This window comes from Cyanobium sp. Alchichica 3B3-8F6 (assembly GCF_024346435.1).
GTDB lineage: Bacteria > Cyanobacteriota > Cyanobacteriia > PCC-6307 > Cyanobiaceae > Cyanobium_A.
On record NZ_JAGQCZ010000008.1, the window covers coordinates 34,739 to 53,946 of the forward strand.

Here is a 19,208-nt window from a genome sequence, read left to right on the forward strand (position 1 = left end):
GAACAGGGATCTCCCTGGCTGCATCCGGTGCCCTGGCTTATGGTCGCCCTGAGCTCAAGCTGCTGTTCTTTTGCACCGCCCATCTCTCTGCAGCATCGGATTGACCCTGGCCCTGGCCGCCCTCCAGGCCCCATTGGCATGGGCTGGTCCCACCCAGGGTTCATCCCCAGCAACGTCCAGCTCCGCCAGGGCCCGCGTCACCTACAACGCCTACATCCTCGGCCCCGGCGACAGCCTGCAGATCGAGCTTCTCGACATCCCCGAGCTCAGCGGCGTGTTCACGATCGGGCCCGACGGCACCCTGTATCTGCCCAGGCTGCGCTCCCTCTACGTGGAAGGGCTCTCCGTGCCAGAACTGAGCTGGTTTCTTGCAGAGCAGTTCCGCAGCTTCGTGCGCGAACCCCAGGTGTTCGTCAATCCAGTGGTGTACCGGCCAATCCGCGTGTACGTCGGCGGCGAAGTGGCACGTCCTGGTTATTACACGCTCACCGGCGAGCAGGTCCTTCCTGAATCAGCCAGCGGATATACCCAGAGGCAGAAGCCCACTGAGGTGGTCGAAATCAATCCGCTCGTGGCACCCCAGTTGAGCAGTCGACCGCTGCAGCTGCCCACCGTTTTTGATGCCCTGCGCGCCGCGGGCGGTGTCACCCCCTACTCAAACCTGGTTGAGGTCACTGTGACCCGGCGCCAGCCACTCAGCAGCGGCGGCAGCAAGGTGCGGGCCAACCTCGATTTCCTCTCCCTGATCACCCAGGGCGATGAATCCCAGAACATCCGCCTGCTCGATGGCGACACGGTTGTGGTGCCTAAATCCACTGTGGTTCTCCGTGATCAGTTCTTGCGGGCCGCTGAAACCAACCTCTCTCCTTACCAGTTCGAGGTGTTCGTGAGCGGCCGTGTGAAATCACCTGGCCCCTTGGTAATGCCCCAGGGATCCAGCCTCAACCAGGCCCTGGTGGCTGCAGGGGGCGTGCAGCTGCTCCGTGGCAAGGTCGAATTTGTCCGTTTCGCGCGCAACGGAGATATGGACCGCCGTCAATTTGCTTACAACCCCAACGCCCCCAGCGATGCCCCTAGCAATCCGATCCTGATGACCGGCGACATCATCCGGGTTCAGGATTCCGCCCTCTCCGCCAGCATCGGGGTGTTCAACGAGCTCACCGGGCCCTTTGTGGGGATTTACTCCGTGTACGGCCTATTCCGCTGATGACCAGCTCCCCCTCCCCGCTGGCCGCACCCAGCCCCACCAGCGACGACGAGATCGACCTCGCCCAACTCGCCGCAGCCCTGCGCCGCCGCTGGCCCCTGATCGCCAAAGTGGCGGGCGGCGCCTTGTTGGTCTCCGCCCTCTATGCCTTCCTCTCCCCGAAGGTGTGGGAAGGGGAATTCCAAATCGTGCTGGCCAGTGGCGGTGGTGGTGGTGGCGGCCTCCTGGCCCAGCTGGCGGCCGCCAATCCGATGCGGGCCAACCTGGCAGGCATGGGCGGTAGCGGCAGCAAAGATTCCCTGGAAACCGAAGTGAAGGTGCTGGAAAGCCCCTCGGTCCTGATGCCCGTGTTTGAGCTGGTGCGCAGCAGCAAGGAACGTGCCGGCAAAGATATTTCCCGCCTGCGCTTCAGCGACTGGCGCGACGGCAACGTGGAGATCAAACTCGAAAAGGGCACCTCGGTGCTCAACATCACTTACACCGACACCGATCAGGACTTGATCCTGCCGGTGATTCAGCGCATTTCTAAGGAATATCAAGATTATTCCGGTCGCGACCGCCGCCGCGACATCGCCCAGGCCGTCGATTACCTCAAAAAGAGCATCGCCCAGCTCAGTCCCAAAGCCGAAGCCTCGATGCAGCGGGCCCAGGCTTTCGCCCTCAGCAATGGTCTGGGGCTCAGCGACGGCATGCCGGCCGCCGGCACAGACCCTGGGGGCCAAAGGGCCGGGGGAGGGTTGGCTGGCTCGGTGGAAGCCAACCGCCAGCTGGCCCAGGCCAAGGTGCTGCTGCTGCGCCAGCAGCTCAGCGATGCCCGCTCCGCAGGCAACAACGTGCTGTTTCAGGCACCCCAACTGGAGGCCAATGCTGAGCTTTACAAGCAGTACCAGGCCAGCGAAGTGCGCTTGAGTGATTTGCGCAGCCGCCTGCGCGACAACGACGAGCTCGTGCGCAATCTGCAGCGCCAGCGCCAGAGCCTGATCGCCACCCTCAACCGTCAGACCGTGGGCTTGCTTCAAGGCGAACTCGCCACCGCCGAGGCCGCGCTGCAGGCCTCCAGCCGCCCCAAGGAGGTGGTGCTCAAGCACCGCGAGCTGGTGCGTCAAGCCCTACGCGATGAAAAAACCCTGATGGAGCTGGAAAACCAGCTGCAGATCGCCCAGCTCGAGCAAGCCAAGCAAACCGAACCCTGGGAGCTGATCTCCACCCCCACCCTCCTGGATCGGCCCGTGGCGCCCCGCAAGGCCCGAATCATGGCCTTGGGTCTGCTGGCGGGACTGGTGGCCGGCAGCGGCGCTGCCTTGGTGGTGGATCGCCGCAGCGGCCGCGTGTATGCCGACGACGAACTGCAGGGCCTGATCCCCGGCCCCCTGCTGGCCCGTCTCGATGGCTCCAGCAGCGAAACCCTCCAGGCCGATCTGGCCCTGCTCAGCCAGGGGGTGCTGGCCGGCAGCAAGCAGCTGGCCCTGATCCCCCTGGGCCTTCCGCCCCATGAGCCAAAGCTGCAGCAGCTGCAGGCGATCCTCAGCCAGCAGTTGCCTGGCGCCGAGCTGCACTGCGGCACCGATCTGCTCGCCGCCGGCCGCTGCGATCACCAGCTGGTGGTGACAGCCCCCGGCGCCGCCACCCGCCCCCAGCTGGCCCAGCTGCGCCAGCAGCTCGAGCTCCAAGGCCGCCCCCTCACCGGCTGGCTGCTGCTCACGGCCACGTCCACCAATGCGGCCTGAGCGGCGCGCGGCCACCCTCGCCGGCTTCGGCGCCCTGAGCCTGCTGCCCCTGGCCGGCGTGGCCGCCGAACCGGTGCAGTGGCAGCCCCTCCCAGGCCCCACTGCGCCAAGCTCCACCACCGTGCCCTTTGAGCCAGTGCCGCCCGGGCCTGAAGGCAAAAACGCGTCCCCCAGCTGGACTCCCGTCGACAGCCTCCAGGCCCCGCTCGCCCCGCCCAGCTGGGAAGCGTTACCGGAAGGGGCGATCCCGCTCGATGGGGCCAGCCCCACGCCGAGCCCCCAATCCGCTGCGCCCACGAGCTTTGCGGAAGCGGAAGAGCGCCTCGCCAACCTGATGCCCACCTGGAGCGATTACCTGCTCCTGCTGCGCCTCGGCCAGCTGCCCACTGCCGTGCTGCCCGACACCGGCGGCGATCAGATCAGCTTCCAGCAGGTGAGCCCCGGCGATGGCGGCGCCGCCGGCGGCTCCGGCAACCAAAACTACGCCGCCCGGCTCGATCTGGTGATCAGCCCCAACCTGCTGTTCAGCGCCACCTACACCTACGCCGACGACCCCCTCTTCGCGCCGATCCCCAGCCGGCCCTCCCAGCCCGCCAACCTCTGGACCGTCTACGGCGGCAGCCTGCGGGCCCGGCTGGCGGGCCAGGGCGAGGGCGCCGGCAGCTGGCAGCTCGCCGCCGAAGGCGCCCTCGAGCTCTTCACCGTGGGCAGCGGCTGCGGCGGCACCGTGAGCTGCGATGACGCCGGCACGCCCAACATTTTCAACAACTCCGGCCAGTCCGTCTTCACCCGCAACTGGATCGGCGCCCTCTCCTTCCCCCTCTCCTGGCAGGCCAACCGCAACCTCCAGCTCTCCTTCGTGCCGGCGGTCTCCTTCCTGCCCGATTCCCAGGGGGCCGACCAGGGCGGCGCCGGCGACTTCTACGGCACCAACATCAGCCTGGGGGTGGGCGCCAGCTACCGCCTCGGCAACCAGGTGCAGCTCTTCGGCTCCGCCATGCTGCCCCTCGGCCCCGGCAACAACGCCTTCGATGGCGATCTGGTGTATTCGCGGGTGCCGATCCTCTCGGCCGGCGCCAACATCGCCGTCAACCCCCGCATCGGCCTCGAGGCCAGCATCACCAACGGCTTTGGCCTCAGCCCCGCCACCGCCATCCTCGCCCTGCCCAGCGCGCCCTCTGAGCCCATGCTCAGCGCTCGCTTTTCCTGGAATCCCGGTGCGCTCGATTCCCCCAGCCCCCGCTACACCCCCCGCCAGGCCTCCCTCGCCCTCGGTGGCCTGTTCGTCAACACCGCCCTCACCCCCGCCAACGGCACCACCCAGATCTGGCTGAACGGCGACAGCCGCGGCAACCTCTTTGCCGGCAGCGGCTACTCGGTGTCGAATGACTTCCAGTTCCAGCTGGCGGCCGGCGTGTTCAACGGCATCGAGCCCCGCAATTCCTTCGTGAACAACTACGCCGGCGACGGTGGCCTCAACCTGCGCTTTGGCGGCAAAGCGATGGTGTTTCGGCCCTCCAAAGGCCTGCCGCTCTGGGCCGCTGGCCGCATCTCCCTCGGCCGCAATGAAGACGAAAGCAGCAAGCAGGGCTACCTCTTCTTTGAAACCATGAACACCTGGGAGGCCACCCCAACGCTGGCCTTTCACCTCAACCCCAAAGTGGCCTGGAGTGGCAGCGGCACCAGCTGGGGCGTCGGCCTGGCCGCCAACCTGCAGCTCGGGCCACGCTTTCAGCTGATCCCGGAAGTGAATCTGGTGGCCACCGACCTCGGTGGCACCAACGGCACCAACGGCTCCATCGCCCTGCGCTGGCTGGCCTCGAGCAGCACCACCGTGGATCTCTACGTCTCCAATGCCGCCGGCCTGCTCGATCTCGGCCAGCTGCTCGGCAACGACCAGCTGCGCGTCGGCGCTCGGCTGGGCTTCAGCTTCTGAGAAGGGTCAGGGCAGGCGCTGCAAGCGCACCCGGATGCCATTGCGAGAGCGCAGCGTGAGCCGCGCCACCAACTCCGGCTCGTGCTCTGGATCGGGCAGCACCGCAAAGCGCCGCACCAGCTCGGCCAGCACCAGCAGCGCCTCCTGCTGAGCAAATGCCGCCCCCGGACACTTGCGCGGCCCCAGGCCGTAGGGCAAAAACGCATCCCTGGCCCAGCGGCGGTCTTCAGCACTGGTGGCCTCATCAGCCGTAGCGGTGTCCGTCAGGAAGCGCTCAGGGCGAAAGGCATTGGGTTCGCTCCAGTGCTGCTCATGGCGCTGGATCACCCAGGGGGAGAGGGTCACCAGGGAGCGCAGCGGGCAGCGGCTGCCCGCCAGCTCCGTGTCGACCTGGGCCTCGCGGATGAAGAAGCTCACCGGCGGATAAAGCCGCAGCGTTTCATTGAAGATGGCGGCCCCATAGCTGAGCTGGCGCAGATCCTCAAAGCCCAGCGGCCGATCCGGCGCGCCGGCCCGGGAGCCCAGCACCTGCAGCACCTCAGCGCGCAGGCGCTGCTGTACCTCGGGGAAACAGCTCAGCAGATACACAGCCATCCCCAGGGCACTGGCGGAGGTTTCATGGCCCGCCAGAAACAGGAAGCACACCTGATCCACCAGCCCATCGCGGCTGAAGCGGGCGCCGCTCTGGGGATCGCGGGCCTCGATCAGGGCCTGCAGCAAATCCTGGGGGCTGGAGCGCTCTGAGCTGTGGTCACCAGTGTCGAGTCGGGCCTCGATGGCGGCGGCAATCCAGGCGCGGATCGGGGCGGCATGGGTGGCCAGGTAGCCCTGCAGCCGGCGGCGCGGCAACCGCAGAAAGCGCAGCATCAGCGCCCGGCCGGCCCGTTTCTGGTAGCGGGCAAACGCAGCAAAGATCGCCTCGGCCTCGGCCCCCTCCAGAGGCCGCGACAGGATCGTGCGCACGATCACGTCGGCCGTCACCAGCGTCATCTCGGCGTCGGCATCAATGGAGCCGCCATCACCAGTGCCGCCATCCACCTGGGCCTCCAGCCGCGCCATCAGGGCCTCCATGGCCCCCTCCATCTGGGGCAACACCCGCTGCAGCTGGGCCACCTGGAAGGCCTGGTCCACCAGGCGCCGCTGCTGGGCCCACTCCTCACCGTTCACCGAGAAGATCGCCCGGCCGATCAGCGGCTCCAGGATCCACAGGGTGTAGGGGTGCTTGGGGAAGGCCTCCACCGCGCTCACCATCACCTGGCGCACCGCCGCTGGGTCGTTCACCAGCAGCAGGTTCAACCCCATAAACCGCAGCGCCCCCACAGGGATGCGGAAGTCCCATTCATTCAGCAGGCCAAACCAGGAGTAGAGGCCGCGACGGATGCGGCGCAGAAAATTCGGGGTGTAGGGCTCCGGCGGCGGATAAACGGGCTCGCGGGTCATGGGGCCAGCAGCTCCTCGATCAGGTCGAAGCCGCCGCTGCGCTCCGGCGCCGCCGTGCGCAGGTATTCGAAGTGCAGATCAAATTGGTGGCTGAGCAGCGCCCCCAGGCTGGTGAGCCCCTGACGCTGGGCCAGGGGAATCAGCCGCAGCTCCGGGTAGGCCCCTGTCCCCGGACGGGGCACGCCACAGCTCTGGTAAGGGTCCACCGCCGCAAAGCAGAGGTAGTCGTCGCGGGAGGTGACATCCAGCCACGGCAGCCGCGGCTCCTGGGCCAGCAGGGCCAGGTCGGCATGGAAGCCGCGGGCCTTGCCGTGCACCGCCAGGTTGGCCAGGTTCTGGCCCAGGCTGAGCAACCGCAGCCGCCCCGCCAGCTGCTGGTCGGCACCCTGGCGCCGCAGCTCGGCCGCCAGCATCGCCATCACAAACGAGCCGCTGCTGTGGCCCGCCAGCCACACCTGGGCCGCCGGGTCCTGCTGCTCGAGGCTGAGGATCCGCTCGGCCAGCTCGGCCACCCGCCCCCGCAGATCGCCATCGCGGGCCTGGCCGAGCCGGTGGGTGAAGCGGATCGAACGGAACAGCCACACCACACCCAGGGCCTCGGCCAGACGCCAGGCCTGCCAGCAACCAAGGACCACCAGAGCCAGCTGCAGGCCATGCAGAACCAGTGCGGGTAACTGCCACGCCGCAGCCACCACGGCGAGCAGGGCGCAGCCCAGGGTCAACACCACAGCCACCATCCCAACAAACAAGGTGGGATACAGGCCGCACAACGCCACCCGTTGCGACCAACGCCGCATCTTCCAATAACCGCCCCCCAGCAGATACCAGGCGTAAATCCCGATCCCATCCCACAGCAACACCAGCGGGCTCTTGGGCCAATGGGCCCGGGCGATGTCGTCCCAGTGGAGGAAGCAGAAATCGAGGCCCAGGGCGCCGTGCTCGCGCACCTGCCAGCGGCTCAGCAACCGGTCAACCTGCTGGCCGCGACGGTGGCCCACCTGCAGCCGCCGGCCGCTGCGCCGCTTGAGTTGGCGCACCTGCTCGCTGAACAGGCGGTAGTAAAAGCTGGCGCCGCGGGGATCAAAACCGCTGAGGAAGTAGATCCGCCGCCGCGGTTGGTCCTGGTCAACAATGACGAGATCCGCCTGTACGCCGTGCTGGTCTTCCGCCTGCTGCAACGACGCAATCTCCCCGGCATGCTGGCGTTCGCGATCACCTTACAGGCACTGCCAGGGGCGGGCCTAGCCGCTGTCGCAGCACCGCCTCCAGCACCCGTGCAGCTGGCCGCCGCCAGCCCCGCCCCAGGCCGGGTGAGCCTGCAGGGCAAGCAGGGGCGCTACACCGCCTCAGTGCAGGTGCCGGTGTCGGCCCAGAAGGCCTGGAGCGTGCTCACCAACTACGAGTCGATGGCCGGTGTCATGCCGGACATCCAGCAGGCCAAGGTGGTTAGCCGCTCCGGCCGCAGCCTGGAGCTGGCCCAGACCTACCAAGCCCCTTACACCTTCGGCCAGCGCATCAAGGCGCGCCTGCGGGTGCAGGAAACGGCCCCCAGCCAGATGAGCTATCAGCTGATCAGCGGCGACCGCATCAAGGAGCTGCAGGGCACCTGGACGATCACCCCGGTCAAGGGTGGCGTGATCGTGAAACACCAGATCGAGGTGGTGCCCGAGATCCCCGGCTTCCTGATCGGCACCTACTACGACCTCACCGAAACCAACCTGCGCCAGTCGATGCAGATCCTCGCCAAGCTCATGCTCAAGGGCTAAGCCGCGCCACGCCGCGGCCCTGCACCCGGTAGTGGACGCCGCGCCACTCCACCCGCCGGGCCAGGGCCGCCCGCAGGGTGGCCAGCCCATACACCCACTGGGTGAGCGGCAACCAGCGCAGCAGCCGCCAGGCATGGGCGAGATCCGGCCGGGGCAGGCGGCCACCCAGGGGCTGCAGGGCCCGGGCCGCCACCGCTTCGATCAGCAGCAGCAGCGCCACACAGCCAAGCTCGTAACCCAGCAGCGCCGCCAGCAGCAGGCCCCCATCGGCCAGCCGGCCCAGCAGCAGCGCCGCCAGCGCCACCAGCAACGCCACCAGCACCAGCAGGGCGCTGCCTAGGCCATGCAGGGCCACCAGGGGCCAGGCCGGGTGGTGCAGGCGGGCGGTGAGCAGTTGGCGGCTGATCCAACGCCGCAACGACCGCAGGGCGATGCCGTCGTCGCGGTCGAGGGCGATCAACTCCGGCCGGAATTCGTAGCGCCAGCCGCAGCGGGCCAGCGGGGCCGGCAGGGCCGTGTCCTCGCAGAGGCTGGTGGCGAGCACCGCCCGCCAGCCGCTCGGCTCGATCAGGCTGCGGCGCACCGCCAACGAGCCCCCCCAGGGGATGACCAACAGGGTCATCATCACCAGGGCGCCGCTGTTCCAGATCGCCCGCACCAGCCCAGGGCCGCTGCCCTGCTCCGGCGCATACCAACGGTTGCCCGACACCGCCCCGACGCCGTTCTGGCCGCAGCCCGCCGCCAGGGCCGCCAGCCAACCGGGCGCCACCACCGCATCGGCATCCACCAGGGCCACCAGCTCGGTGGCCGCATCCAGCTCGCCGAAGGCCTGGCGCAACGAGGCGCTCTTGAGCGAACCCTGGGCCTGCCGGGCCGCCAGGGGGGTGAGCCGGGCCGCCTGCCAGCGAGCGTGGCCCTCAGCCTCCAGCCGGGCGATCGTGTGCTCGGCCAGGGGCCAGGCCGGATCCTGGCGGGAATCCACCACCACCAGCAGGCGCCAGGGGCCCGGGTAGGTCTGCTCCGCCAGGGCCGCCAGGGCCGCGGGCAGGCTGGGGTCGGCGCCCCGCAGGCACAACACCACCTCGGCCGCCGGCGCTGGCTGGGCCAGGCCGGGGGGCCGCCGCAACCGCCGCCGCACCACCAGCGCGAAGGCGAGCGTGAGCAGCAGCTGCAAGCCGAGGGTGGCCAGCAGGGCGCCGGCTAGAAGAGAGGCGATCAAAGCGAGGCGACGCCGGTGATCAGGCTGCGGGCGTAGGGGCCGATCAGTTCCTCGAAGCCCGGGCAGCGCACGCCATGGGCCGCCAGGGACGCCACGGTGGCCAGGCAGCTGGGCCGCGCCCGCACCCCGGCCTTATTGAGCTCGGGGTAGGTGAGCTGCTCGTCGCCCCAGCGCCGCACGAAGAAGGCGCGAATGCCGTGCAGGGGGTTGGCCGGATCAGCATCGATCGCTTCGAGCCAGCGCTCCATCGACACCAGCTCCAGCGGCGCCCCCCGCTCGATCAGGTTGCCAAGCAGATCGGCCAGCAGCATCGGCTGGGGGTGTTGCAAGTGCACGTTGCGGCCCACCGCTTCCGGCGTCCAAGCCAGAGCCGTAACCGCATCGGCCACGTAGTCCACCGGCACCAGATCCAGCTCCCAGGGCAGATCGGGCGCCATGCCCAGAGCTAGGCAACCCCGCAGCAGCCGGTGCAGCAGGTCGTCCTGGTGCCAAGCGCCTGTCTGGGAATGACCCCCAATTAGGGGCGGGCGATACACCGTGACCGGCAACCCGGCAGCCCCAGCGGCCAGAACCCGCCGCTCACTCACCCACTTGGTTTGGGAGTAGCCCACGTGGATGCCACGCCACTCGGCCACGTCGTCGCTTTCCAGTACCGCCCGGTTGCGATAGGCGGCCGCCTCAAAGGCCGCCACGCTGGAGATCAGCTGCACCGGCAGGGGCCCGGCGGCCGCCGGATGCACCGCCAGGTCGAGCACGGTTTGGGTGCCGCCCACATTGGCGGTCTCCAGCTGGCTGTAGGGCGCCATCTGGCTGAGCTGGGCGCCGTTGTGCAGGATTCCACCAATGCCCGCGGCCAGTTCGGCAAAAACCTGGTACGACAAGCCAAAGCGGGGTTGGGCCAGATCACCGGGCACCGCCACCAACCTCTCGCCCCAGCTCTGCTGCCAGAGGCCGTAGTGCTCGAGGTTGGCGCGCACCCGCGCCACACCGCTGGCGGCATCAGCGGCGCGCACCAGGCAGCGCACTTGCAGCCCATCCCAACGCTGCAGCTGGCCCGCCAGCAGGTAGGCCCCCAGAAAGCCCGAGGCGCCGGTGAGCAGGATCGCCTCGCCGGGGGGCGTTGACGCCGCTGAGCTGGTGGGAGCTGGGGTGGCAGATGGGGTGGCGGGCAGGCTCCAGCTGGCGGGCAGCTGGGCCTCCTGGCCCAGATCGAGCACCCGATCGGCACTGCCGGCGGGGTCCACCAAGGTTTCCAGCAGCACCGCCGCCAGGGCCTCGATCGTGGGATCCCCCGCCAGCGATTCGAGCTCAAGCTTGACGCCCAGGTCGCGCTGGATGCCGGCTGCCAGTTCCACGGCCATCAGCGAATCGAGGCCGATATGAAACAGCGAATCGCCCGGATCGAGGCTGGAGGGGTCCTCCAGGCCCATCACCGTGGCCAGGCGCTGTTGCAGCAGCTCCACCACCAGGCTGGAACGTTGCTCGTCGTCGGCCGCGGCCAGCTGGCGGCTCAGGGCCGCTCCCTCCCCTCCCTCCTGGCCGGTGGCGCCGGCATCCAAGAGAGGTTGCAGCACCGCCGCCTGACGACTGCCCAGTTGGCCGGCCAGCCGGGGCCAGTCGTTGTGGAGCACCGCCACGCAGCCGGGCCGGCCCCGCTCGAGCAGCAAACCCAGGGCCTCAAAGGCCTGCTGGGGCGGCAGCAGGCCCACCCCGAGGGCCTGGAAGCGCCGCTCCAGGCCCTCGGCCATGCCGGCGCCGGCCCAGGGGCCCCACTGCACCGACAGCAGCGGGAAGCCAGCCTGCCCAGAAACCTGGGGTCCGGCGGCGGCCAGGCCATCGAGGGCCCCATTGGCGATGGCGTAGCTGGTTTGCCCGGGCGAACCCAGCAGGGCCGCCATCGAGGAGAAAGCCACGCCAAACGCCGGCCGACAGCCCGCCAGCTGGCAGGCCTGCTCCAACCGTTGCCACCCGCCCCATTTCGGGCCGATCACCGCCGCCTGCCGCGCGGGGCTCTGCCCCTCCAGCAGACCGTCGTCGAGTTGGCCGGCCGCATGGAACAGGCCCGCCAGCGGCTGGCCCCGCAACACCTCAGCCAGCTGCTCCGGCGAATCAGCCGCCAGGTCGAAAGCCACCGCCACGCAGGTAACGCCCTGGCTGCGCAGCTGCACCACCAGCTGGGAATCGGGCCGCCGGCCCACCAGCACCAGGGAGCGGGCGCCGCGGGCCGCCAGCCAGCGGCAGAGCTGCTGGCCGATGCCGCCAAAGGCACCGGTCACCAGGTAGGTGGCTTCCGGGCCAATCAGCCAGGGAGCCGGCCGCTCGCCCTGGCTGATCACCACCTTGCCCACGTGGCGGGCCTGGGCCATCAGCCGGAAGGCCTCAACGCTGCGTTCGATCGGGAAGGTCTGCATCGGGATCGGCGCGTAGTGGCCGGCTTCGAGGTCGGCCAGCAAGTCCAGCAGCAAGCCCCGCACCAGGGCCGGATCCGCCGCCGCCACCTCCAGCAGGTCGAAGGGCAGGTAGCGGGCATCAGGGCGGCGCTGAACCGCCTCCTGGCGGCTCCAGATCTCGATCTTGCCGAGCTCCACAAAGCGACCGCCTTCGACCAGGGCATCAAAACTCGCGTCTACCCAGTCGCCCTTGAGGCTGTTGAGCACCACATCCACGCCGCGGCCGCCGGTGGCATCCAGCACCTGATCGCGGAAGTCGAGGCTGCGGGAATCGAACACCGCCTCCACCCCCTGGGCCAGCAAGCCAGCCTGCTTGGCCGCACTGGCGGTGGCCAACACCCGAGCACCACAGCGTAGGGCCACCTGCAGGGCCGCCTGGCCCACGCCGCCCGCGGCCGCGTGGATCAGCACGGTTTCCCCCGGGCGCAGCTGGGCCAGGTTCTGCAGGCCGTAGATGGCGGTGAGGAAGGCGGTGCTGACGCTCGCCCCGAGGGCCGGATCAAGGGTCGCTGGCAGCGGCACGCACAGTGCAGCGCGGCAGACCACGTGGCTGGCCAGGCTGCCCACCGCCAGGGCCGCCAGCAACCGCTGACCCACCAGGGCCGGATCCACACCAGCACCCACCGCCACCACCCGGCCCACACATTCGCCGCCATAGGGCATGCGGGCGCCGGCATCCATGCCCAGCTGACGGCTGTAGCCCGCCAGCAACCCCAGGGCATTCAAGACATCGCGGAAGTTGAGGCCCGTGGCCTCCACCGCCAGCTCCAGTTCCCCCGCACCGGGGGGCTGGCGCCTAAGGGGCAGCGGCCGCAAGGTTTCCAGGCTGCCCAGGGAGCCGCTCTCCAGCCGGAATGGCCGATCCGCCAGGGGTTGCAGCCGCTGCACCCAGGCCCGGCCGTCACGCCAGGCCAGCAGGGGCTCCCGCTCGCCCAGGCCCAGCAGGGCGGGCCAATCGGCCGGAGCCGGCGGGTCCCCATCGGCGAGATGCAACACCGTCCAGCCCAGGGCTGGCTGCTCCAGGGCCGCCGAGCGGGCGAAGCCTGCCAGGCCCGAGGCCAAAGCACCACCGCCCTCGAGCACCAGCCACACCGGCCGGGCCGCAGCTGCGGCCAGCTGCTGGGCCTGCAGCAGCAACTCGGCTGCCAGTGCCTCCAAGCTGACGCCGTCCTGGCCGAGGTCGGGCCAAAGCAGCAGCGGTTCGGGGCCGGCATCCGGCGACAACTCCAAAAGTGGCGCCTCCAGCGGTGGCGCCTCCTGCCAGTGGCTGGCCAGCAGCCAATCCTGGGGACCCGCCTCGAGATCCTCGGCCGGCAGCGGGAACAACCACTCCAGCGCCTGGCGCGGCAACCGCCGCAGGCGGAACCCGCGGATCCAACCCAGGGGCGCAGCGCCATCGTGCAGCAGCAGATCGGCCCGCACAAAGGCGGGTTCCTCACTGGGCTGGAGCCGCACCTGGCAGTGCAGCCGATCGGGCAGGGGCAAGGCCGCCAGCCACAGGGCGTCCAGCCCCACCGGCAACAACAGCTGCCCCTGCCGCACCGCGGGATCGAGCAGCACCGCCACCGCCTGGAAACAGCTGTCGATCAGGCCCCGGTCGAGGCCGCCGACCGGCCGCTCCAGCACAGCCCAGGCCTGGTCCTCAGCCACCTGCAGCTGGCTCAGGCCCCGGTAGCTGGGGCCATAGGCCAAGCCCGCCGCGGCCAGGGAGTCGTAGAGGCCAGCCAGATCCACCGGCGTGGCCGTTGCTGGCGAGGGCGCCACATCCAGGGGCGCGTCCGCGGCGGATGCACCCCCCACCGCCACCTCGCCATGGCCCAGCCAGGGGGCCACCGCCGGGCTGTCGGGGCGGCTGTGGAAGCTGATGCTGCTGGCTCGCCAGTGGCACTGCAGGCGCTGATCAGCCGGCTCGCCAACCAACTTCAGCGGTTGGTCGAGCTGCAAGGGCCCGAGCGCCAACGGCTCACCCGCCTGCTTCAGCAGGCCCAGTGCCGCCGTGATGAAGCCCGCCGCCGGAAACACGGCCTGGCCGCGGATGCGGTGATCACCCAGGTCGCTGCCCAACGTGCGCAACAGGGCCTGATACACGGCCCCATCCCCGGGAAGGTCGAGCCGCACCATGGGCTCGGATTGGGGGGACGTGGGCGTGGGTGCCGGGCTGGCGGAGGCAGTTAAAGCGGCAGTCACGGGGGCCGTGATGCCCAGGTGGTCGAGCCAGAAGCTGGCGGGGGCAGCGGCCTCGCCCTGGCGACTCCACCAGTAGCGCTGCTTCTCGAAGGGATAGCCCGGCAGGGTGACCCGCCGGTAGGGGAAGGGGCGGTGGAAGCCCTGCCAGTCGACCGTGAAGCCACTGCGCCAGAGCCCCCCAAGGCTGGTGAAGATCGCGTCCCAATCCGACTGACCGGGCACCAAGGAGGGCCAGTAGCTGAGCGCCGGATCGTCGCTGCACTGGCGCGCCATGCCAATCAATGTGGGGCGGGCGCCAATTTCCAGGAACACCTGGGCTCCCTGGGACACCAGGGTGTCCACCCCCTCGGCGAATCGCACCGGACTGAGCACCTGGTCGCACCAGTAATCCGGCTGGGCCATTTCGGCACCAGCCAACTGGCCGGTGAGCGTGCTCACCAAGGAGCGGTTGGGCGGCGAGAAGCTGAGCTGGCGCAGCTCCCGCTCGAAGGCCTCCAGCATCGGTGCCATCGCCTGGGTGTGGAAGGCGTGGGACACCGCCAGCTGGCGGGCCTGCAGACCGGTGGTTTCGGCATCGGCCAGCAGCCGCCGCAGCGCCGCCGTGGGCCCGGCCACCACCGTGTTCAAGGGGCCGTTGTAGGCCGCCACGCTCACCTCGCAATGGCGGGCAAGCAGGGCCCGTACCCGGTCGTGGGGGGCCAGCAGCGCCGCCATGCCACCGGCTGCCGGCAGGGCCTGCATCAGCCGGCCGCGGGCAGCCACCAGCCGGCAGGCGTCCTCCAGGGAGAAAACCCCGGCCAGGTGGGCCGCCAGCACCTCGCCGATGCTGTGGCCCATTAACAGATCCGGCCGCACCCCCCAGCTACGCCACAGCTGGCTGAGGGCGTAACCCAGCACAAACAGGGCTGGCTGGGTGGCGCCAGTTTGGTTCAGCCGGGCCGCCGCCTGGGCCTCATCGCCACTGCGGGGCTTCAGCAAATCGCGCAACGGCTGGTCCAGCTGGGGATCCAGCAGGGCCGCCACCCGCTCAAAGGCCTCCCGGAAGGAGGGGTGCTCAAGCAGCTCCTGGCCCATCGCCAGGGCCTGGGACCCTTGACCGGTGAACAGCCAGGCCAGCTTGCCGGGCCGCCGCGAGGCTGTGGCGCGGGCCAGCCCCTCCGGCAGGGGGCGCTGGTCGGCCGCTAGGGCCTGGAGCTGGGCGAGCAGCTGGGCGTTGTCGCGCGCCAGGCAGACCGCCCGCTGGCGGAATCCGGTGCGGCCCAGGTTGGCGGAGGCGGCCAGGTCAGCCAGTTTCAAGGTGGGCTGGGCCTGCAGCTGCCCGGCCAGATCCCGTGCCACCTGTGCCAGGGCCTCGGGGGTGCGGGCCGACAGGCTGAGCAACTGCAGCGGCATGCGTGCGCCAAAACGCATCGGCGGGCGCTGCTGGGGGGCATCAGCGAGCACCACATGGGCATTGGTGCCGCCGAAGCCAAAGGAACTCACCCCCACCACCGTGGCCCGCTCTGGATAAGGGAAGGGCTCCAGGCTGGTCTGCACCTGCAGCTTCAGGCCTGCGAAATCAATCGACGGATTGGGCCGGCGGCAATGGAGGCTGGGGGGTAACTGCCGTTTGGCCACACACAGGGCCGCCTTGATCAAGCCGGTGATGCCGGCGGCGGTTTCGGAGTGCCCCAGGTTGGTCTTGATCGAGCCCACCCGGCAGGTCTCCCCCTCCGGTCGCCCCTCTCCAAGCACCGTGCCCAAGGCCCGCAGCTCGATCGGGTCGCCCTGACGGGTGCCCGTGCCGTGGGCCTCCACATACTGGGTAGCGGCGGGATCGATGCCGGCACGGGCAAAGGCGGCGCGCACACAGGCGATCTGGGCCCGGGCGTTGGGCGCCACCATGCCGTTGCTGCGGCCATCGGAGTTGACGGCCGAACCGTGAATCACCGCATAGATGGGATCGCCGGCGGCCTGGGCTGCCGCCAGCGGCTTGAGCAACACGGCTCCAGCCCCCTCCGAGCGCACATAGCCATCGGCACTGGCATCAAAGCTTTTGCAGCGGCCATCGGACGCCAGCAGGCCGGCCTTGCAGAAACTCATCTGGATCCCAGGGTGGATCAGGGCCTGCACGCCCCCCGCCAGGGCCGCCTCCGATTCCCCCCGCCAGATGCTTTCGCAGGCCAGATGCACCGCCACCAGGGAGGAGGAGCAGGCCGTATCAACGGTGAAGCTGGGGCCCTTGAAGTCGAAGAAATAGGAGAGCCGGTTGGCGGCGATGCAGCCGGTGTTGCCCGGCAGCACAAAGGGTTCGTTGTCGGGGGTGGTGTAGCGCTCGCGCGACGCCCAGAGCAGGGAGCTGTAATCGGCACTGGAGATGCCCATGAACACCCCGACCCCGGTGCCGCGCACCTGCTCGAGGGGTAGGCCCGCATCCTCGAGAGTTCGCCACGCGACCTCCAGCAACAGGCGCTGCTGGGGATCCATGCACACCGCTTCCCGCGGAGTGATGCCAAAGAAGGCGGCATCAAAGCGGTCGATGTCGTGAACAAAGCCCCCCTGGCGCACGTGCTGGGTGAGCGGATGGGCGGGATCAGGGTTGTAGTGCAGGTCGAGATCCCAGCGTTCCGGCGGCACCTCGCCGATCGCCTCACGGCCATCCCTCAGAAACTCCCAGAAGCGTTCCGGAGAATCGATCCCACCCGGGAGCCGACAGCCAATTCCCACGATGGCAATTGGTTCAGGCATGGGATGGTGCGAATTCGCTCCATTCTCACCCAAGGGCTTAACCCAAGGACAACTTGTCAGCAAATGGCTGAATCAAGTGGTCCAAAACTCCAGCGAAGACTGAACCAGGCGACCAACAATTTGAGCAGGATCAGCCATCAAACGCTGCTGCTGAAAGCGCTGGCGCAGGGCCCCATAACCGGCGGGATCGGCAAGCCACCGGCCCACCAGGGTGGCCAGCTCCTCGGGCCTGCGGATCGAGACCTCTAATCCACGGGCTTGAAAATAGCGGGGAGCCAGTAATTCCTGGGGCATGGTGGTGCCGTAGTGATTGAACACCAGCGGACAGGCCATGAACAGGGCCTCCGTGGCCGTGCGGGCCCCCGGCCGGCTGACAAGCGCCCAGGCCCGCCGGTAGAGGTCGGCCATCGCCGCTGGCCCCTGATAGCCGAGGGCCTCCACCGCCAGGGCCGGATTGTGAGCTGCCCAGGCCTGCACCTGCTGCTGCACCGCAGGGCGCCGACCGCACAGGGCCACCACCGCCAGCTGACCGGCAAAGGGCAGCAGCTGCTCCAACAGCGGCAGGTGGTTGTTGGCCCCGTTCGATCCTGTGCCCAGCACTAGCAAGGGCAGACCGTCCAGGGCAGAGGCCGCCGGGCCAGCCTGGTGATACGGCGGGTAGAGCAGGGGCCCCAGGCACTCCACCGGCAAGCCGGGGCGGCGACGCTGCACCTCCTGGACCACCTCAGCGGTGAGGGCCCAAAACAGGTCGGTGCGGCGACTGAGCCAGTTGCGGCTGAACCCGAAGCCCCCCTCGAGCTCGGTGCAGCAGGTGATGCAGCGCAGCTGGGGACCCAGCACTCGCTTGGCCAGATCGAAGTGCCCCCGGTTGGTGTGGGGATGGGTGGAGATCAGCACGTCGGGTTGAAATGCCCGCAGCTGCCGGATCAGATAGCGGCGCCCAAACAGCACGGTGCCCGGCTTGATCAGGTCTTCCAGCTCCATGGCGCGCCAATACAGCTGGTGCAGCCAGGGGCGACGACGTTGGATCCAGTTGTAGAGCTCGACGCCGCCGCGGTAGGTGCTACTCGAGCGCTCCAATACCTGATCGACACGCACTTCGATATTCGGCCGCTCACGCTCCAACCAATGCCGAATTGCCTCGGCGGCCGAGTCGTGAGCAGTGCCGCCACTGGATGTATAAATCAGAACTTTCATCACTATCTATTTTCATCCAGTTGAAGGCGCCCCAGCGGACGCCAGAGCCGCCAAAGAGGAATCAGCAAAACCCAGCCAAGCAGGCCGATCGCCATCGCCGTCGGGCGCCCCGGGCCCCGGCCAAGGGCGTCCAGCAGCCAAGCGGGCCAGAAGCTCCCCCGGATCAGCGGGGGTATCACCCCATCGGCCAGCAAGCTCATCCCCAGCAGAGCTACTAGACGGGAGATCCACTCCAGGCCATAACGGCCGACAAACAGCCGCGGCTGTAAAGCCAACGGCACCCAGCACAACCAAAGACTCTGGAGGGCGCCAAGAGCAACCGGAACCGCAGCAGCAAATAGGGCCACGGCCAAAAACCACACCCCCTGCCAGTGCTGAAAGCACACCAGCCCAGCCCCGGTAAGCAGCACAGCCTGGAGCATCAACACGACGCGCAGCCAACCCAGCCAATGGCAGCGAGGCACCCGGGCCCATAGCCAGAGCCCACCGGCATAGCCCAATCCAGCCAGGGCCAAAGCCAGGATCAGGCGCTTGGAGCCGCTTGCCGCCACCACCCAGGCAGGAAGAGCGATCTCCACGGCAGCAAACACGCCTACCACCACGCTGTTGATCAACAACAGGGGGCGCCAGCGCCGATTGCTCCACAACATGCTCAAGGCATGGCGCACCCCTCCCTGAGGGGAATCCCCATGACCAGCAGATGTAGTGAGCGGGGCTGGCGGAGGCTGCGGCCAGGCCACCAGAAGCGTGCAGGCCGCAGCAATAAGTGACGTAAGGCTGTCAGTGACGAGTACACCCGGCAACCCGGCCGTCGCCGCCAGCACAGCGCCGAGTAGAGGGGCTGCCATCACCACAGCGCCATCCGACCCAGCGAAGAGCCCGCTGGCTGCACCCAGCTGCTCTGTAGAAACAAACCTGGCCAGCTGGCTGGACCAAGTCACCACCAGAGCCGCCTCTGCTGCTGCTGCCAGCCCAATGCAAAGCAACACCGGTGGCAGGGTGGCTGGACGCATCATCAAGGTGAAGGCCAGGCCCAAAGTGCAGGTGCTGCCGAGGCCGTTAGCGGCAAGCATCACCCGTCGCGGGGGCCAACGATCTAGTTGACGGCCAATTAGCGAAAGGGATGCCAACCTGGCCAACTGCACCACCACCGCCACCGCAGCAAAGGCACTCAGCTGGTCATGCTGCTGGAACAGCCACAGCCCCAAGGCGTAAAGACTCACCTGAGTGCCGAGGTTTGAAAGGAGCTGGCCCGCCCACATGACCAGAAATGGCCTTGGCAGCGACCTAAGTTTTGGGCCAGCCACCGGCACAGTCGGCTCTCCTTTTCCAATACATTCACCTTCTCACAG

Annotated in this window: 10 protein-coding genes; 4 read left to right on the forward strand and 6 right to left on the reverse strand. The window is 68.8% G+C overall.

Translation table 11 applies throughout. The annotated features are described in order from the left end of the window. Positions 1-100 precede the first annotated feature (100 nt). Genes KBY65_RS08085 through KBY65_RS08095 form a run of 3 tightly spaced genes read left to right on the forward strand, consistent with a single transcriptional unit; the run spans position 101 to position 4,870 of the window. Positions 101-1,207, forward strand: a complete 1,107-nt coding sequence (locus KBY65_RS08085) for a polysaccharide biosynthesis/export family protein (RefSeq protein ID WP_255001189.1) — start codon at positions 101-103, stop codon at positions 1,205-1,207. Beyond that, the gene (locus tag KBY65_RS08090; protein WP_255001190.1) at positions 1,207-2,934 is read left to right on the forward strand and encodes a GumC family protein; all 1,728 of its coding nucleotides are present in this window, start codon (positions 1,207-1,209) and stop codon (positions 2,932-2,934) included. The genes KBY65_RS08085 and KBY65_RS08090 overlap by 1 nt, the downstream gene beginning before the upstream one ends. Continuing rightward, positions 2,924-4,870 carry a hypothetical protein gene (locus tag KBY65_RS08095; RefSeq protein WP_255001191.1) on the forward strand — a complete coding sequence of 649 codons (1,947 nt, stop codon included), beginning with the start codon at positions 2,924-2,926 and terminating at the stop codon, positions 4,868-4,870. The genes KBY65_RS08090 and KBY65_RS08095 overlap by 11 nt, the downstream gene beginning before the upstream one ends. Before the next feature lie 6 nt (positions 4,871-4,876). On the opposite strand, the gene KBY65_RS08100 is transcribed toward KBY65_RS08095, so the two are convergent. Together KBY65_RS08100 and KBY65_RS08105 are read right to left on the reverse strand one after the other, a co-directional pair. Continuing rightward, on the reverse strand, positions 4,877-6,310 hold the full coding sequence (locus KBY65_RS08100) for a cytochrome P450 (RefSeq protein WP_255001193.1): 1,434 nt from the start codon (positions 6,308-6,310) through the stop codon (positions 4,877-4,879). Beyond that, positions 6,307-7,488, reverse strand: coding sequence for a hypothetical protein (locus KBY65_RS08105; RefSeq protein ID WP_255001195.1), 1,182 nt, complete (start codon positions 7,486-7,488; stop codon positions 6,307-6,309). The genes KBY65_RS08100 and KBY65_RS08105 overlap by 4 nt, the downstream gene beginning before the upstream one ends. On the opposite strand from KBY65_RS08105, the gene KBY65_RS08110 reads away from it, so the two are divergent. Beyond that, positions 7,465-8,076: an SRPBCC family protein gene (locus KBY65_RS08110; protein ID WP_158217031.1), complete on the forward strand. Its 612-nt coding sequence runs from the start codon at positions 7,465-7,467 to the stop codon at positions 8,074-8,076. The genes KBY65_RS08105 and KBY65_RS08110 overlap by 24 nt on opposite strands. On the opposite strand, the gene KBY65_RS08115 is transcribed toward KBY65_RS08110, so the two are convergent. The 4 genes from KBY65_RS08115 to KBY65_RS08130 all read right to left on the reverse strand — a co-directional run bounded on the left by KBY65_RS08115 (position 8,066) and on the right by KBY65_RS08130 (position 19,118). After that, positions 8,066-9,295 carry a glycosyltransferase gene (locus tag KBY65_RS08115; RefSeq protein WP_255001196.1) on the reverse strand — a complete coding sequence of 410 codons (1,230 nt, stop codon included), beginning with the start codon at positions 9,293-9,295 and terminating at the stop codon, positions 8,066-8,068. The two genes, KBY65_RS08110 and KBY65_RS08115, sit on opposite strands and share 11 nt — an antisense overlap. Next, positions 9,292-16,659: a type I polyketide synthase gene (locus KBY65_RS08120; RefSeq protein WP_255001198.1), complete on the reverse strand. Its 7,368-nt coding sequence runs from the start codon at positions 16,657-16,659 to the stop codon at positions 9,292-9,294. Before KBY65_RS08120 ends, KBY65_RS08115 begins: the two co-directional genes overlap by 4 nt. 72 nt (positions 16,660-16,731) lie before the next feature. Further along, the gene (locus KBY65_RS08125) at positions 16,732-17,856 is read right to left on the reverse strand and encodes an MGDG synthase family glycosyltransferase (protein ID WP_255001199.1); all 1,125 of its coding nucleotides are present in this window, start codon (positions 17,854-17,856) and stop codon (positions 16,732-16,734) included. Positions 17,857-17,858: 2 nt separating this feature from the next. After that, positions 17,859-19,118: an MFS transporter gene (locus tag KBY65_RS08130; RefSeq protein WP_255001200.1), complete on the reverse strand. Its 1,260-nt coding sequence runs from the start codon at positions 19,116-19,118 to the stop codon at positions 17,859-17,861. Positions 19,119-19,208 lie beyond the last annotated feature (90 nt).